We start from the raw sequence: 16,588 nt of genomic DNA, 5'->3' as shown, positions 1-16,588 counted from the left end.
CACACCGCAGAGAAGCAGGCGTTTGCGCGCATGCCGAAGATGAGGTGCCCGATTTTATCGCGGCCTGAGCATCCGCCACCGATGTCAGGCATGCCGTCACGGTTTGGCCCGGCCGCCCTGGGCCGCGCGCGTGATGCTGAGTGCGACCGCCTCGGCGACCTCGATGCCGTCCACGCCAGCCGACAAAATGCCGCCAGCGTAACTCGCGCCTTCACCAGCCGGGTACAGGCCCTTGATGTTGACGCTTTGAAAGTCATCACCCCGCGTGATGCGCAGCGGCGACGAGGTGCGGGTCTCCACGCCAGTCAGCACCGCATCAACCATGTCAAAGCCCTTGATTTTCTTGCCGAAGACCGGCAGGGCCTCACGCATGGCGGTGATGGCGTAGTCCGGTAGGGTGCTGACCAGATCGGTCATCAATACGCCGGGTTTGTACGACGGCTCCACGCTGCCCAGCTGGGTTGAAGCCTTGCCGGCTACAAAGTCACCCACCAGCTGGCCGGGCGCGTGGTAGTTGCTGCCGCCCAGGGTGAAGGCATGTGACTCCAGCGCACGCTGGAAGTTGATGCCGGCCAGTGGTCCGCCCGGGTAGTCGGCCGGGGTGATGCCCACCACGATGCCGGCGTTGGCATTGCGCTCGTTGCGTGAGTACTGGCTCATGCCGTTGGTGACCACACGGCCTTCTTCCGAGGTGGCCGCAACCACCGTGCCCCCCGGGCACATGCAAAAGCTGTAGACCGATCGCCCATTGGCCGCGTGGTGCACCAGCTTGTAGTCGGCCGCGCCCAGCAGCGGGTGGCCGGCGTGCTGGCCCAGGCGTGCGCGGTCGATCAGGCCCTGCGGGTGTTCGATGCGAAAACCGACCGAAAAGGGCTTGGCTTCCATGTACACCCCGCGCTCATGCAGCATGGCAAAGGTGTCGCGGGCACTGTGGCCGGGTGCCAGCACCACCTGGTCGGCGCGTAGCTCGTAGCTGCTGCCGTCGACCAGGTGGTGCACCGTCAGGCCGCGAATATGCTTGCCATCCGGGCCGTCCTCGATCAGCACGTCGGCCAGGCGCTGCTCAAAACGGATCTCGCCGCCCATGGCAATGATCTGCTCGCGCATGTTCTCCACCACTTTGACCAGTTTGAAGGTGCCGATGTGCGGTTTGCTGACCAGCAGGATTTCTTCAGGCGCGCCGGCCTTGACAAACTCGGTCATGACCTTGCGGCCCAGGAAACGCGGGTCCTTGATCTGGCTCCAGAGCTTGCCGTCCGAAAACGTGCCGGCGCCGCCTTCGCCAAACTGCACATTGGATTCGGGGTTGAGCACACTTTTGCGCCACAGGCCCCAGGTGTCTTTGGTGCGCTCCCGCACCTTTTTGCCGCGCTCCAGCACGATGGGCTTCAACCCCATCTGCGCGAGAAGCAGCGCCGCAAAAATGCCACAGGGGCCGAAGCCCACCACGACAGGGCGCAGCGCGGGCGCCTGGTTGGCCGTGGCGACGCAGCGGTAGGTTTGATCCGGCGCGGGCCGGATGTGCGGGTTGTTGGCTAACTGATGCAGCAGCCTGGTCTCCAGCGCCGCATCGGCTACTTCCACGTCAGCGATGTAGACCAGCAGCAGCTTTTGCTTGCGTGCGTCGTAGCTGCGCTTGTAGACGGTGTGGCTGAGCAGTTCGCCGCGCGTGATGCCCAGCGTCTGCGTAATCAGCGCGGGCAGCGCGTCTTCATGGTGGTCAAGCGGCAGCTTGAGCTCGGTCAGGCGAATCATCGGTGGCAGTACCTTGTGGATCTGTATTTCGGATCAATAAGGGCATTTTAACCCTTTGGCCCCCATCCGCTATGCGCAAGCAGCTATCAAATAAATAGCATGACAATTGCCGGGATAATAGACCCCGTGAAGCACGCCAGACTGCCGCTGGTGCAAGGGTGGAAACACCGCACTGGAGGAAGGTCCGGACTGCATAGGGCAGCGTAGCAGCTAACAGCTGTCCATCGTGAGGTGAGGATCAGAGCTACAGAGACGAGCCGGTTAAGTCCGGGTGAAACGAGCAATCTCTACGCGCAGCAATACCAAGTAGGCACACGTTGACGGGGCCCCCGGAGTGTGCGGGTAGGTAGCACCGAGCCGTCTGGCGACAGACGGCCCAGATTAATGGCAGTCACGCGCCGGCAACCGCAAGGAAGCCGACGCGCACAAAATCCGGCCTATCGGCGGGCTTCACACTTTTTTCATGGCGGTTGTGCTTCGCGCTATCAATCGCGCGCGGCGGCGCTTTTATTCCACAAAGGCCTCTTCGCGCTTCTGTCTGACCGACGGCAACAGCACGACGAGCAGGAGCAGAACGCAGGCCACCAGCAGACCGGCTGAAAGGGGGCGCGTGACAAACGTGTTCCAGTCGCCGCGCGACAGCAGAAGCGCCCGCCGCAGGTTTTCCTCCATCATTGGACCGAGGATCAGGCCCAGCAACAATGGCGCGGGTTCCGCCCGCAGCTTGTTGAAGATATATCCGACGATGCCGAACACACCGACCACCCAGATGTCCCAGGTGTTGTTGTTGGTCGAGTAAACGCCAATCGCGCAGAACAACACGATGGCAGGGAACAGGTAGCGATAGGGAACGGTGAGCAGCTTGATCCAGATGCCGATCAGTGGCAGGTTCAGGATCACCAGCATGGCGTTGCCGATCCACATTGAGGCGATCAGGCCCCAGAACAGTTCCGGGTTGCTGGTCATCACCTGGGGGCCGGGCTGGATGTTGTGAATCGTCATGGCGCCAACCATCAGCGCCATCACCACATTGGACGGGATGCCGAGTGTCAGCAGGGGAATGAACGACGCCTGTGCCCCCGCATTGTTGGCCGCTTCGGGGCCGGCGACGCCGCGGATATTGCCCTCGCCAAAAGGAACTTCTCCCGGGCGGGCTTTGACCTTCTTTTCGATGGTGTAGGCCGCAAACGCAGACAACAACGCGCCACCGCCCGGAAGAATGCCCAGGGCGCAACCCAGAGCTGTGCCGCGCAACACCGCTGGTGTCATGTCCTTGAAATCCTGCTTGGTCGGGAACAAACCCTGCACCTTGACGGAGAAAACTTCGCGCTGCTCCTCGCGTTGCGCCAGGTTGCTGATGATCTCGCCGTAACCAAAAATGCCCATCGCAATAGCCACAAAGCCAATTCCGTCGGTCAGTTCCGGCACGTCAAAGCTGAAACGCGCCACGCCGGAGTTGACGTCTGTTCCCACGAGGCCCAGCAGCAGACCCAACAAAATCATGGCGACCGCCTTGAGCAGCGAGCCTGATGCCAGGACCACCGCGCCAATCAGGCCGAGCACCATCAGGGCGAAATATTCAGCGGGCCCGAACTTGAATGCCACTTCCGTCAGCGCCGGCGCAAAGGCCGCGATCATGACCGTTCCCACGCAACCCGCAAAAAATGAGCCCAGCCCGGCAGCGGCCAGAGCCGGCCCGGCCCTGCCTTTCTTGGCCATCTGGTGACCATCGATACAGGTCACGACAGACGACGACTCGCCCGGCAGGTTGACCAGGATGGCCGTGGTGGAGCCGCCGTACTGGGAGCCGTAATAAATGCCGGCCAGCATGATCAACGCCGACACCGGCGGCAAAGCGTAAGTTGCAGGCAAAAGCATGGCGATGGTTGCAGCAGGGCCGATGCCCGGCAAGACGCCAATCAGGGTGCCCAGCAGGCACCCCACAAACGCATACATGAGGTTGATGGGTGTGAAAGCAACGCCAAACCCGATCGACAAATTTGAAAACAATTCCATGTGGATCCTCAGCCTGTGATGAATTCAGGCCAGACCGGAAACTGAAGCTGGAGTGCCAGGACAAAGACCAGATAACTGCCGATGGCCAGCGCCGTGGCCAGAATGAGCGTCGGCTTGAATTTCCAGTTGGCCTGGGCCATGCTGGCCACAAAGGTCAAGGCGTAGATGCCAACGATGACTCCAAAAGCCGGGATTCCCCAATCACGCACTCCGGCCAGCAGCAGGCCGAAGACAACGTTGGCGCCAATAACGTAGAACAGCGGTCTCCACGCCCACTTCCCGATTTCTTCTTCGCTGGAGGCCGTGCTTCCCAGCGCGTTTAAAGTGATGACGGCGCCCACCAGCGCCATCAGTATGCCGAGAATCAATGGAAAATAGCCCGGCCCCATGCGTGCAGCCTCGCCCACGGTGTAGTTTGTGGCACCCCACGCGAATGCGATGCCGGCGCCGATGAACATGAGGCCTGAGAAAAAGTCAGGCTGGCTTTTGATTTTCAAGGTTTTTCTCCTCTGTGGAAAATGATGAACCGCGCCCACCTTCACCGATGCCGCAGGAGGCAACAGGAGGCTACAGCATGAACTGTGAGCGGTGAAATGGCGCACGGTAACCGCGGCGATCGGCCAACTTTTCTCGGGTGACCGCCGGGTAGCGGGTGTCGCACAGGAGCAGCCAGGACCCAGGCCCAGCTGCGCATGTCTGTGACGGGAGGAGCGTAGGCGACTCATCACATCGTGTAAATTCGTATTTAGATGGGATTTAATTCGGAAAATGCGAACTATTGCGCAGACCCCTTCCGAAAGTGCCCGGTCCATCGAATCAAAGGTCAAATTTTGAATTTCAAGCATTTGCATTATTTTTGGGTCGCGGCGAAAGCTGGCGGTATCGTGCGCGCCGGCCAGCAACTCCACACCACGCCTCAAACCCTGTCAGGGCAAATCAAGCTTCTGGAGCATTCGCTGGGCCTTCAGCTCTTTCGCAAGAGCGGCCGTCAAGTGGAGCTGACAGACGAAGGACGGCTGGCGCTGGGTTATGCCGAGCAAATTTTTACGATCAGCGCAGAAATGGAAACCGCGCTAAGGCGGGCCAGGGACAAACAAAGCGTGCTGGAGTTTCGCGTCGGAGTGACTGATTCCTTCGCAAAGGCAGTGGTTTATCGCCTGCTGGAGCCCGCGCTGTCGTTGCAACAGCCGGTCCGGCTGGTATGCAGCGAAGGGAAATTTCCGGAATTGCTCGGACAACTGGGACTGAACCGGATTGACATGGTGCTCTCCGATGAGCCCACCACCAGCCGCGTCCATATCAAAGCCTTCAACCATGCGCTCGGAAGTACCTCCATGAGTTTTTTCTGTGCGCCGGCGCTGAAGCCCTCACTCAAGGGCAAATTCCCTCAGTGCCTGGATGACGCGCCCATGTTGGTCATGGGTCTCTCGGCATCCATACGCAAACCGCTCGAAAGCTGGTTGGACAGGCATCAGATACAGCCGAAGATCATTGGTGAATTCGACGACCTACCGTTGATGAAGTCCTTTGGTCGTGAAGGTCGTGGCGTGTTCATGGCGGCAAGTGTGCTGGAGGTCGAAACGATAGCCCAATACGGCGTGGACGTGATTGGCCACACAGAAGAAATCATGGAACATTTTTTTGCAGTGTCGCTGGAGCGGCGGGTCAAACACCCCTGCGTGGCGGCCATTGCCGATTCCGCACGCCAGAAATTTACGCATTAGCAGCGTGCAACACTGCGCTACGAGGAAGCCGCTTTCAGATTTCGTCAATGGCGGTGGATAACGCCGGACTGCCCTGCGCGCCGGCGGCAGCTTCCAGCGAGAAACGCTCGCGCGTGTTGATGTAAAAACTCGCGCCGAAACGTGCCACCGGGAAGTAGTCCTGCAGGCGAACGCGCCACAGCTCGGTGTCAATCAGGCCCTCGCGGGCATGCAGCCAGTGCACCTGCCCGATGAAAATCTGCCGGCTCGCGGTCTCCAGCGTTTCGTACAAGGTGCATTCAAAGGCTGCTGGCGCTTCGGCAATACGCGGGGGCTTGACGCGCTTCGACGGTGCGGCAGTGAGTCCGACCGCGGCCAGCTCGCTGACGTCGGCCGGAAAACGCTCTCCGCAGCGGTGCATTTGCGCGGCCATGGCTTCGTCGGTCAGGTGAACCACAAACTCCCCGGTGCGCACGATGTTGGCCGCAGTATGTTTGAGCTGACCATCCTGCAGGCGGTTGATGCTGACCATCACGATGGGGGGCTCCTCGCCCAGCATGTTGAACATGCTGAAAGGCGCGGCGTTGACCACGCCGTCCTCACTGAGGGTGGTGATCAGCGCTATCGGACGCGGCACGATCAGGCTGGCCATCAGCTTGTAGCGCTGGTACTCGGTGATGGCGGAAAAATCGATGTTCATGAGGGTGTTTCCGGTTCAGCCCAGGCCCAGCATCTGCGCCAGGCTTTTTTCGGCTTGCGGTTTGTCCAGGCAGATGCGGCGCTCCAGGTCCAGCAGGTGTTCGTTCATGACGCGCACCGCCTTGGCCGGTTCGCCGTTTTCAAGGTAGTCGACGATGCGCGCGTGTTCGTCGTGTTCGCAGGCCGCATTGCCCGGCGGCTCGTAGAGGGCGACGATCAGCGAGCAGCGCGAAACCAGTTCGTGCAGGTAGCCGTGCAGGATGGTGTTGCCCGAGAGTTCAGCCAGCCGCAGGTGGAAGGCGCTGGCCAGCCGCGCCCAGGCCGGCTGGTCGGCGCGGTGGATGGCGGAATGTTCGTCCCGCAACTGCTTGTGCAGGGAGGCGATCTCGGCCTTGCTGATGCGTTGCGCTACCAGCGGCACGATGGTGGCCTCCAGCAGCCGGCGCGCCTCGAAAATCTGCCGGGTTTCTTCGGGCGTGGGTGCGGCCACCACCGCGCCGCGGTTGGGCCGCAGGTCCACGATGTGGTCGTGTGCCAGCCGCTGCAGCACCTTGCGCACCGTGGGGCGGTTGGCCGAGAACAGTTCGCACAGTGCCTGCTCAGGCAGCTTGGTGCCAGGTGCGATGCGCTGGTTCATCACACTGTCGAATACCGAGTGGTAGATGCGGCTTTCGCTGTCCGACAGCCCGGACACCAGAGGCAAGGTGGTGCCGGCTGGGGAGGTAGCTACTTTTTTTGTGCGGCTCATGCGACGGCGTCTGGGAAGAGCTGGTCCATGTGTGTACAGATGGCGCCGGGCGTGGTGACACAGATGCGGCCTTCGTCGCGCTGCCGGGCGATGTGCTGCAAAGCACGGCGCAGATGGCGCAGCCGGTAAGGCTGGCCGATGATGTAGGGGTGCAGCGCGATGCCCATCACCAGCGGCTGATGCACCGACTGCTCCAGCATCTCGTCAAAGTTGTCGATGATCATCTGCGCGAAATCCTTCGCGTCCATCTGTCGCGCCACGATCATCGGGATGTCGTTGATTTCCTGCGGGTAGGGAATGGACCACAGGCTGCCGTGGCGCGTCTGCATGCGTACCGGCTGGTCGTCGTGGCTCCAGTTCAGCGTGTAGCGGTAACCTGCCTCGGTCATCAGGTGCGGCGTGGCCCTGCTTTCGGAAATCCAGGGCGATAGCCAGCCCGCAGGCGCGCAGCCGCTCTCGCGGGCAATGCGCGCCCGGCAATCGGCCAGCAGAGCGCGCTCCTGCGCCTCGTCCCTGTCGGCCTGGCGTTCCGCGTTGGTGTGGCCGTGACCAATCAGTTCGTCGCCTCGCGCCACCAAGGCCGCAATCAGATCTGGGCAGTGGTCGTAAAGCGCGGTGTTGATCAGTGCGCCAGTGGGCAGCTTCAGGGCGTCAAACAGCGCCAGGCAGCGCCAGGCGCCGACGCGGTTGCCGTACTCCCGCCAGGCGTAGTTCAGCACGTCAGGCTGTGGCGATGCCGGCCCCAGGTTGGCGCCCATGCCTTCGCCGAAGGCGAAATGTTCGAGATTAAAGCCGATGTAGACCGCCAGCCGTACACCCCCCGGCCAGTGGTAGTCGGGTCGGTCTTGGATGGCCTGGTACTTGAACAGGCCATGACCCGCCACAGGTCGGCCCGCTGCGCCGTGATCGTGGCTCATGGCCTGATCTCCGAACGGCCAGGTCCTGGTCTGGCGCATGGGGCACGATTTTTGTGCCTGAGTGTTTGGTTTTGGTGCATGGAGGGACGGGGTACGGGAAGGTGCATGAATCGTGTTTGTTTGAGCAATTTTGGTGCCTAAATATCCATGAAATTGTTAACAATATCAATTGTTGATTGTTTTCAATATGTTTGGCTTGTGTCAATGATCTGAACCCGCGTGGCATGGAGTTTGCATCCGGATGTGTCGAGTTTTAACCGCCCACCCATTTCAGGAGATTGCCATGACTTTGTTCCGCCGTTCCTTAATTGCCGCCGCTGCGGCTGTGGCGACTATCGCCTGCCTGCCCGTTCATGCCCAGGAAGCTATCAAGATCGGCCTGGTCACCGCCCTGTCGGGTCAGTCGGCCAAGGCTGGCGAAGCGATCACGCGAGGTTTGGCTGTCGCCATCGACGAAATCAATGCCAAGGGCGGCCTGCTCGGCGGCAGAAAGCTGGAGCTGGTGCGCCGTGACGACGAGGGCAACCCGGCCAAAGGTGTGGTCGCCGCGCGCGAGCTGATCTTCAAGGAGCAGGTGGCCGTGCTGTTCGGCGGGCTGGATACACCTGTTTCCATGGCCATCGTGCCGATTGCCAACCAGGAAAAAACACCTTTCATGGGTCCGTGGGCCGCAGGCACGCCGATTACCAGGAACGGTGCCAACCCCAATTTCGCGTTTCGCGTTTCAGCCGTGGACGAGATCGTCAACAAGGCGATGCTGCAGTATGCGCAAAAAACTTTCAAATCGGCCAAGCCCGGCATGATCCTGATCAACAACCCCTGGGGCGAGTCCAATGAGAAGGGCCTGACAGCCGCGCTGGCCGCCAAGAACATGAAGGCCGTCGGTATCGAAAAATTCGAAGCCAACGATGTGGACGTGGTGCCACAGCTCTCCAAGCTGCGCGCCTCCGGCGCCGACGTGTTGTTCATGGTCGGCAACGTTGGCCCCTCGGCCCAGGTGGTCAAGTCGCTTGACCGCATGAGCTGGAAAGTGCCAGTGGTGTCGCACTGGGGCCCTGCCGGCGGCCGCTTCACCGAACTGGCCGGCCCGAGCGCTAAAACCGTGCATTTCGTGCAGACCTACAGCTTCTTCGGCAAGCAGACCCCGGTCGGCGAGAAGGTCATGAAAGCGCTGATGGCCAAGTATCCCGACATCAAGGGTGCCGACGATGTGACACCAGCGGTCGGCGTGGCCAACGCCTACGACGGCATGCAGCTCGCCGCGCTGGCGATCAGCAAGGCCGCCAGCACCAAGGGTGACGAAGTGCGCCAGGGCTTCTACAAGATCGACCGCTACGAAGGCCTGATCAAGACCTACGTGAAACCTTTCTCTGCTGATGTTCATGACGCCGTGACTGAAAACGACTACGTCTGGGCGCAGTTCATTGACAACCGTATCCTGCCCGTGGGCACGAACTGACAACAACCTGCCATCGGTCAAGTCACATGCGGCGCCGCTGTGTGGCGGCCTGACAGGAGACTTTCATGCTTTTGACTTCGGCGCTGATCAGCGGCCTCGGTCTGGGCAGCATGTACGGCCTCATGGCCCTGGGCTTTTACATCACCTATGCCGTCTCGGCGACGGTGAACTTTGCCCAGGGCAGTTCCATGATGCTCGGTGCTGTCCTGACCTACACCTTTTCGCAAACCCTGGGCTGGCCCTGGCCGTTGGCGCTGACGGCCGCGCTGGCACTGTGTGCGTTGTACGGCATGCTGGTCGAGTTTGTGGCTGTGCGGCCCTTTGTCAGCCGCGGCTCCAACGCCTGGCTGATGTCCACCGTGGCACTTGGCATCGTGCTCGACAACGTGGTCATGTTCACCTTCGGCAAGGAGCCGCGCAACCTGCCGTCGCCGTTGGCTGTGACGCCGATACAGCTCGGTGAAGTCGGCCTCGGTGTCTATCCGCTGCAGTTGCTGATTCCGGTGGTTGGCCTCGCGCTGGCGGGTGCGCTGCATCTGGTGGCGCGTCGCACGCGCTGGGGTGTGGCCCTGCTCGCGGTCGAGCAGAACCGTGATGCCGCGCGCCTGATGGGCATCCCGGTCAAGGTGGTGGTACTGGTCGCGTTTGCGTTGTCCACGGTGTTTGCCGGCGTGGCGGGTGCGCTGGTTGCGCCGCTGTTCAATGTGCACTCCGACATGGGCACGCTGTTCGGTCTCAAGGCCTTTGCAGTCGCCATTCTGGGCGGCATCACCAGCGCGTGGGGCGTGATGCTGGCCGGGTTGCTGTTTGGCGTCGGCGAGGCGCTGATCACCTCCACGCTGGGCTCCAGCTACACGCAGATCATCATGTTTTCGCTGGTGATTGTGGTGTTGGCGCTGCGCCCTAACGGCATGTTTGGTCGGCTGGAGGTCAAGAAGGTATGAGCCGACCTTCTACCCCTCCATCGCTGCTCTGGGGGCTGGGCCCGGCACCGGCGGTCGCCGCCCTGGCCGTGCTGATGTTGGTCGCGCTGGGCCTGGCCTGGACCGTCAACGGCTATTTTGTTTATGTGCTGGCCAATGTGGCCCTGCTGGCGATTGTCGGCATCGGCCTGAATGTGTTGCTGGGCCTGACCGGTCAGGTGTCTTTTGGCCATGCAGGGTTTTATGCGCTGGGCGCTTATGCGGTGGCCGTGCTGACCACCAAGTTCGACATGAACTTCTGGCTGGCCTGGCCGCTGGGTGTGCTGCTTAGCGCCTTGCTGGGTTTTCTTCTGGCCTTACCCGCCTTGCGCGTGAAAGGGCCTTACCTGGCCATGGTGACGATTGCCTTTGGCTTCATCGTTGAGCACGGCATCGTCGAGTGGCGCAGCATGACGGGCGGACAAAACGGCATCATGGGTGTGGCCGCGCCGGTGCTGGGTGCGCTCAAGTTTGATGTGCGCGGTGTGGCAGCGCTTTCCATCGTCGCCTGCGGCGTGGTGCTGGCGCTTTACAGCTGGCTCTCGCGCAGTGCCTGGGGCGCGGCCATGCGGGCGGTCAAGGACAGCGAAACCGCCTGCGAATCAGTAGGCATCAACCCGCTGCTGATCAAGGCGGTGGCTTTTGCGGTCTCGGCCGCGCTGGCCGGCCTGGCTGGCGGCCTGTTTGCGCCCTTGTCGGGTTTTGTCACGCCTCAGGGCTTCAGCATGTTGCAGTCCATCCTGTTTGTGCTGGTGGTCATGGTTGGCGGGGCGGGGTCCATTCTCGGGCCCGTCATCGGCGCGGTGATTGTCGGTGTGTTGCCCGAGTTGCTGGCCAGCCTGGAAGAGTACCGCCTGCTGTTTTTCGGCGGCCTGCTGCTGCTGGTCTTGTGGGCAGCGCCGCAAGGCATGGCGGGGCTGCTGGGTGGCCTGTGGCGGCGTGTGAGGCCGTTGCCGGCTGACGTGCCCCTGAGCGCTTCCGAGGCGCAAACCCTGCCGGCACCTGTCGTGGCGCCGCGCGGCGCGCTGACCGTGACCGGGCTGGGCCGGGTCTTCGGCGGCGTGCGTGCCGTGCATGAACTGAGTTTTGAGACCCTGGCCGGCGGCGTGACCAGCCTGATCGGCCCCAACGGCGCGGGCAAAACCACGGTGCTCAACATGCTCAGCGGTTTCTACAAACCGTCGGCCGGCTCGTTTGCCTTGCAGGGCCAGACCCTGCAAGGCCCGGCTGCCTGGCAACTGTCGCGAAGTGGCGTGGCACGCACCTACCAGACCTCGCAGCTGTTCGGCTCACTGACTGTCGAAAACAACGTGGCGCTGGCCTTGTGCCGCGGGCGGCTGGGCAACCCGCTGAGTGCCGGCAGGTTCAACACCGGCGCATTGCGCAGCCAGAGTCGGGCCTTGCTGGCGCGCTGCGGCTACACCGGTTCACCGCGCATGGCTGCGTCGGGCCTGCCGCATGTGGACCGCCGTCTGGTCGAGATTGCGCGTGCGCTGGCCACCGACCCGCAGGTGCTGCTGCTCGACGAGCCGGCCGCGGGGTTGTCCAGCGAAGACAAAGAGACTCTGGGCCGCCTGCTGCGCAGCATTGCCGACAGCGGCATCGGCGTGGTGGTGGTTGAACACGACATGTCGCTGGTGATGACTGTCTCCGACCGCATCGTGGTGATGGCCGACGGCCAGTTGCTCGCCGTTGGTACCCCTGGCGAGATACGCGACAACACGGCGGTCAAGCAGGCCTACCTCGGTAGTACTGCCGAAGGTGCTGTTCCGGCGCGCGAGCGCACCAGACCACACGCTCAACCAGCGCCCGAGCTGTTGGGCGTGGGCCAACTCACAGCGGCCTATGGCGCCGAGCCGGTGCTCAAGCAGGTGAGCCTGCAGGTCAGGCGCGGCGAACTGGTGGCCCTGCTGGGCGCCAACGGCGCCGGCAAGTCCACCTTGATGCGCACCCTGGCCGGCTTGCACAAGCCGCTGAGCGGCGGCATGCATCTGGAAGGCATGGACTTGACCGGCCAGGGCGCCGAGCAGATGGTGGCGCGCGGCCTGGTGCTGGTGCCCGAAGGCCGCCAGGTGTTTCCCGAGCTCAGCGTGCGTGACAACATCCGCCTCGGCGCTTTCCTCAAGCCCGAGGGCGTGGATGCACGCATGGAAGAAATGCTGCAGCGCTTTCCGCGCTTGCGTGAACGCCTGCACCAGCGCGCCGGCCTCCTGTCAGGCGGCGAGCAGCAGATGCTGGCCGTCGCACGCGGGCTGATGAGTCAGCCGGTGTTGCTGCTGCTCGACGAACCGTCGCTGGGTCTGGCACCCAAGGTCATTGAAGAGTTGTTCGCTGCGCTGGACAACTTGCGCAACGAAGGGCTGACGGTGCTGCTGGTGGACCAGATGGCGGCGCTGGCCTTGTCGCTGGCGGATCGGGCTTATGTGCTGGCGTCAGGGCGGGTGGTGGCTGAAGGCACGGCGCAGTCGTTGCTGGCCGATGGGTCGCTGGCGCAGGCTTATTTGGGTGGGGCGACCGCTTGAATCCAGCTAGTCCTGATTCATCAATCCGAGTCCATTGACTCGCTCCACATGCGCTAGCAATGAACGTTTGGCTACTGGCCAGATGCGCGGGTCTACGTCGTCGTAGGCGAGTTTGACCCAGTCGTCCAGCGATCCTTCAGGCTGCGCCTGCATCACGCCAATGATCTTGGCCTCGCGCTTGAGGCGATGGGCCTTGAGCTGGGCAATCGCGGTTTTCGCCTCGCCGATCACATAACCGTGGGCGGGCGCGATGAAGGCGATGCCGTGTTCATCGCAGGCGGCGCTGAGGGCGTCGAGCGACTCAAGATAGGCGTTCATGTTGCCATCGGGCGGGTCCACCACGGTGGTGCTGCCGTTGAGGATGTGGTCGCCGCTGAACAGGATGCCGTCTTCGACCAGCACCAGGCACAGGTGGTTGGCGGCATGTCCGGGGGTGTGGATGACCTTCAGGGTATGGGTCATTTCGCCCTTTGGCCCTTGTCCCACAAGCGCAAGAAGCTCCTGATTTGATAGCGAACGATCCGGGGTGAACTGGCTGGCGGCGCGCGCCGTGGGCGCTGACGGCAAGCCCAGGATGGGCGGCGGGCTGCTGCACAGGGCCTGCAGCGGCTTGGCGCCGGGCGAGTGGTCAGCGTGTGAGTGGGTGCACACAATCATGCGGATGTCGCCACCCGCCGCGCGCCACAGGCGCTCGAGGTGGTCCATGTCCGCAGGGCCGGGGTCGATGGCGATGTAGCCGGTGTTCGGGTCGCCTACCAGGTAGCTGTTGGTGCCGGGGCCGGTCATCACGCCGGGGTTGGGCGCGGTCAGGCGCATCAGGTTTTTCAGCAGCGTGACGGGTTGCGCGGTTTGCCAGTCCAGGCTGTGCACCATCTGGCCGTCAGGGCTGGTCAGCGCCAGTTCGCCATATGGCGCTTCATGCTCCATGTAACGCGCCTCGGCGCCTTCCAGAAAGCCCGCGCGCGGGCACGATGTCCACAGCGGTTGTTCTGATGCGGCGCAGGTTTGCAGCACAGCCTCAACAGTCTTGAAATGCTGCAGGCGCTGCAGCGTGCGTATGGTCGGAAAGATGATGAAAAAACCGCCGGCCGCGTGCCGCGCCAGCGCGTCTGCTGGCCGCACCCAGCAGGGTTCGAACTGTTCGGCTTCATCGGCAACCGGCTCCTGGCCTTCAGGCATGCGCGCGACGAGAAAGGGTACGTCGAAGCGGCGCGGTAGATCGCGGTCGGTGACCCAGTGCGCCAGCACAAACACCTGGTCACCGGCGAGAACCAGGCCTTTGTCACGGCATTGCTCTGCAAAGGGCGAAGTCTTGTCTGACGCCGCAAGCGTCGCCAGGCGGTCCAACGCTGCGATGTCGGCCGTGGTGGCGTAGCTGCCGTCGGCATGGCGGGCCAGCAGCACGCCCAGCTCTTCAAAACTTTCTCGGATCGCAGCTATCGCCTGTGTGAGATGCAAATCGCTCTGGGTGGGTCGCCGTGTCGATTGGGAATGCGCAGCAAGGTCCGCCGCGTCGATACCCCCACCGGGAAACACGTAGGCACCAGGCGCAAAGCTGGCCGTCATGGAGCGCCGCGTCATCAACACTTCAATACCTGCGGGGCTGTCGCGCAGCAACAGCACGGTGGCGGCAGGGCGGGTGGGCGCGGGTTCGCGCTGCGGGTAGGGGAGTTGGGAAGGTCGGACCATGGCCTGATTTTGCGCGAAACAGCTGCACGGTGTTAATGAGACTAGAAATCGATAGCATGCTAAGTATTAACCGTAATGGCTTTCCCTGGGCGTGCTGTCGATACTGGGCGTCACTTTATTTGCAGGACAGCTTCACCATGAAACACTGGATCTCCAGAACCGCCCTGGCCGTCACGGCTGCCGCGCTGTGCGCCACATCGATGAGCGCCATGGCCCAGGCCTGGCCCACCAAACAGCCGATCAAGTTTGTTGCCGTCTTCCCGCCCGGCGGCTCGGTCGATCAGGTGGCCCGCATTCTTGCGGTGCCGCTGTCGCAGCAACTCGGGCAAAACATCATTGTTGAAAACAAGGGCGGTGCGTCCGGCTCCATCGGCACGGCGGCGGTGGCGGCCGCGCCAGGCGACGGCTACACCTTTGCCTTTGTGTTCGATACCCACGGCGTCAACCCCAGCCTGATCCCGGGCATGTCTTTTGACACCCGCAAGGACCTGACGCCGGTGACGCTGATCGGTACCTCGGCCATGGTGCTGGCGACATTTTCCGCATCGGAGTACAAAACCTTCGCCGACGTGGTGGCAGCCGCCAAGGCCAAAAAGAACGTGAGCTACGGCAGCATCGGCTCAGGCAGCCTGGGCCACCTGGCGATGGCGCTGCTGGCAAAAAGCGGCAACATCGATTGGCAGCACATTCCTTACAAGGGCGGCGGCCCGCTCATGACCGACGCGGTGGCTGGCCATGTGCCACTGTCCATCGGTTCGGTGTTCGTGACCAAACCGCACATCGACAGCGGCCGCTTGCGCCCATTGGCCGTGACAACCAGTAAACGCGCGCCCGAGTTGCCGAATGTGCCAACGCTGGCCGAAAGCGGCTTTGCTGGCTTCGACGCGCCAGCCTGGTGGGCCATCCTGGCACCAGCCAAAACGCCACCCGATGTCATCAAGCGCATGAGCGAGGAAGTCAACATAGCGCTGAAAAACCCCGAGATTGCCAAAAAACTCAGCGCCCAGGGCATTGAAATTGTCGGCGGTTCATCCGACTCGGCCCGCGTGTTCATCGACAAGCAGATCGACACCTGGGCCAAGGTGGTGAAGGACAACGGCATCAAGGCGGACTGAACGGTTGACGCCAATAGAAAAGCGGTCTGCGAGCCCTTTTTTATGCAGGGATGAGGTGACGGAACACGTCAGAGCCCCTGTGTTTTTGTGCCAGCCAGTGGCTGGACAACGAGGTGCTCTAGCGGCAGAATAACCGCATGCTTCTGCTTCAAGGCCCAACGGGCATCCGCCGTCGCAGTTGCCTGCTGGTGGCGCTGCCGTGGCTGGTGGCCGCGCCAGCCTGGCCTGCAAGCCCGCTGCAGCAGGCGATGCGCCAAGCTGCGGCCCTGCGCGACGAAGCCTCGCGTGCTGGCGACCAACCCTATGGCGCGGTGGTGCTTCGCGGTGACGTCGTCGTTGGTGCGGCACCAAGCCGAGTCGTCACCTCGCTGGACCCGACCGCGCACGCCGAGATGGAGGCCATTCGCGACGCCGCGCGGAAATTGCGCACTCGCGATCTTTCGGGCTGCGTGCTCGTCTCCACCTCGCGGCCTTGCCGCATGTGCGAAGCCGCAGCCGGCTGGGCCGGCATCTCGCGCATGGTGTACGGCGATGCGCTCACCGACGGCGGCGCACCACGATGAGGCGTCGCGGCTTGCTTGCCGCTGCGGCGGCCTGGCCGGTGGTGGCGCGCGCTTCGGCAGACGCGCTGCAGGCTGCAGCCGAAGCCGGTGACGTGGCCGCGCTGCGGCGGCTGCTCGATGCCGGAACGCCGGTCGATGCGCGCGGCACGCGCCAGCGCACGGCTCTGCTGGTTGCCACCCATGCCAACCGGGTCGAGGCGGCGCAGCTGCTGATCGGGCGTGGCGCAGACGTGAATGCGCAGGACGATCAGCAGGACTCGCCGTTCCTCTACGCCGGAGCGCGGGGCCGGTTGGAGATTTTGCGGCTGACGCTGGCCGCCGGTGCCAACCTGAAGAGCACCAACCGTTATGGTGGCACGGCATTGATTCCGGCAGCGCACTATGGCCATGTAGAGACGGTGCGCGAGTTGCTGAAGACGTCGATCGACGTCGACCATGTC

General features: G+C 62.8%; 14 protein-coding genes and 1 other RNA gene. 8 read left to right on the top strand and 7 right to left on the bottom strand.

What is annotated here, in order from left to right; all coding sequences use genetic code 11:
* Positions 1 to 96: 96 nt before the first annotated feature.
* The gene (locus ACESMT_RS07850; protein WP_372826008.1) at positions 97 to 1,755 is read right to left on the bottom strand and encodes an NAD(P)/FAD-dependent oxidoreductase; all 1,659 of its coding nucleotides are present in this window, start codon (positions 1,753 to 1,755) and stop codon (positions 97 to 99) included.
* Between the two features lie 128 nt (positions 1,756 to 1,883).
* Here ACESMT_RS07850 and rnpB point away from each other — a divergent pair.
* Positions 1,884 to 2,211, top strand: an RNA gene (gene rnpB, locus ACESMT_RS07845) — RNase P RNA component class A.
* A gap of 51 nt (positions 2,212 to 2,262) precedes the next feature.
* Here rnpB and ACESMT_RS07840 read toward each other — a convergent pair.
* Positions 2,263 to 3,771, bottom strand: a complete 1,509-nt coding sequence (locus tag ACESMT_RS07840; protein ID WP_372826007.1) for a tripartite tricarboxylate transporter permease — start codon at positions 3,769 to 3,771, stop codon at positions 2,263 to 2,265.
* Between the two features lie 8 nt (positions 3,772 to 3,779).
* On the bottom strand, positions 3,780 to 4,268 hold the full coding sequence (locus ACESMT_RS07835; protein ID WP_372826006.1) for a tripartite tricarboxylate transporter TctB family protein: 489 nt from the start codon (positions 4,266 to 4,268) through the stop codon (positions 3,780 to 3,782).
* 333 nt (positions 4,269 to 4,601) lie between these two features.
* On the opposite strand from ACESMT_RS07835, the gene nhaR reads away from it, so the two are divergent.
* Entirely contained in the window at positions 4,602 to 5,495 is an 894-nt protein-coding gene (nhaR, locus tag ACESMT_RS07830; RefSeq protein ID WP_372826034.1) for a transcriptional activator NhaR, read from the top strand.
* Between the two features lie 34 nt (positions 5,496 to 5,529).
* Here the strand turns inward: nhaR and ACESMT_RS07825 are convergent, their stop codons facing one another.
* From ACESMT_RS07825 to ACESMT_RS07815, 3 genes are read right to left on the bottom strand one after another with little or no spacing between them, the layout of a single operon-like run.
* Positions 5,530 to 6,174, bottom strand: a complete 645-nt coding sequence (locus tag ACESMT_RS07825; RefSeq protein ID WP_372826005.1) for a flavin reductase family protein — start codon at positions 6,172 to 6,174, stop codon at positions 5,530 to 5,532.
* Between the two features lie 15 nt (positions 6,175 to 6,189).
* Positions 6,190 to 6,921: a GntR family transcriptional regulator gene (locus tag ACESMT_RS07820; RefSeq protein WP_372826004.1), complete on the bottom strand. Its 732-nt coding sequence runs from the start codon at positions 6,919 to 6,921 to the stop codon at positions 6,190 to 6,192.
* Positions 6,918 to 7,838 (bottom strand): polysaccharide deacetylase family protein, encoded by a 921-nt coding sequence (locus tag ACESMT_RS07815; protein ID WP_372826003.1) that lies wholly within the window; start codon positions 7,836 to 7,838, stop codon positions 6,918 to 6,920. The genes ACESMT_RS07820 and ACESMT_RS07815 overlap by 4 nt, the downstream gene beginning before the upstream one ends.
* Positions 7,839 to 8,121: 283 nt before the next feature.
* Between ACESMT_RS07815 and ACESMT_RS07810 the strand changes: the two genes are divergently transcribed.
* The 3 genes from ACESMT_RS07810 (at position 8,122) to ACESMT_RS07800 (ending at position 12,781) form a co-directional block, all read left to right on the top strand.
* Positions 8,122 to 9,297, top strand: a complete 1,176-nt coding sequence (locus ACESMT_RS07810; RefSeq protein ID WP_372826002.1) for an ABC transporter substrate-binding protein — start codon at positions 8,122 to 8,124, stop codon at positions 9,295 to 9,297.
* Between the two features lie 65 nt (positions 9,298 to 9,362).
* Positions 9,363 to 10,241 carry a branched-chain amino acid ABC transporter permease gene (locus tag ACESMT_RS07805; RefSeq protein WP_372826001.1) on the top strand — a complete coding sequence of 293 codons (879 nt, stop codon included), beginning with the start codon at positions 9,363 to 9,365 and terminating at the stop codon, positions 10,239 to 10,241.
* A complete protein-coding gene (locus tag ACESMT_RS07800; protein WP_372826000.1) occupies positions 10,238 to 12,781 on the top strand; it encodes an ATP-binding cassette domain-containing protein in 2,544 nt (847 codons plus the stop codon). Before ACESMT_RS07805 ends, ACESMT_RS07800 begins: the two co-directional genes overlap by 4 nt.
* A 6-nt stretch (positions 12,782 to 12,787) precedes the next feature.
* Here ACESMT_RS07800 and ACESMT_RS07795 read toward each other — a convergent pair whose 3' ends face one another.
* Positions 12,788 to 14,470 carry an MBL fold metallo-hydrolase gene (locus tag ACESMT_RS07795; protein WP_372825999.1) on the bottom strand — a complete coding sequence of 561 codons (1,683 nt, stop codon included), beginning with the start codon at positions 14,468 to 14,470 and terminating at the stop codon, positions 12,788 to 12,790.
* A 137-nt stretch (positions 14,471 to 14,607) separates the two neighbouring features.
* On the opposite strand from ACESMT_RS07795, the gene ACESMT_RS07790 reads away from it, so the two are divergent.
* The 3 genes from ACESMT_RS07790 to ACESMT_RS07780 all read left to right on the top strand — a co-directional run.
* Positions 14,608 to 15,585, top strand: a complete 978-nt coding sequence (locus ACESMT_RS07790) for a tripartite tricarboxylate transporter substrate binding protein (RefSeq protein WP_372825998.1) — start codon at positions 14,608 to 14,610, stop codon at positions 15,583 to 15,585.
* 137 nt (positions 15,586 to 15,722) lie between these two features.
* On the top strand, positions 15,723 to 16,148 hold the full coding sequence (locus tag ACESMT_RS07785) for a nucleoside deaminase (RefSeq protein ID WP_372825997.1): 426 nt from the start codon (positions 15,723 to 15,725) through the stop codon (positions 16,146 to 16,148).
* A partial coding sequence (locus tag ACESMT_RS07780) for an ankyrin repeat domain-containing protein (RefSeq protein ID WP_372825996.1) occupies positions 16,145 to 16,588 on the top strand: 444 nt, incomplete at its 3' end. The genes ACESMT_RS07785 and ACESMT_RS07780, both read left to right, overlap by 4 nt.

Origin of the sequence: Polaromonas sp. (assembly GCF_041689105.1) — a bacterium.
Classification (GTDB): domain Bacteria; phylum Pseudomonadota; class Gammaproteobacteria; order Burkholderiales; family Burkholderiaceae_C; genus Polaromonas.
Note: the sequence above shows the minus strand (reverse complement) of the source record. Positions and strands in the feature narration are given on the sequence as shown.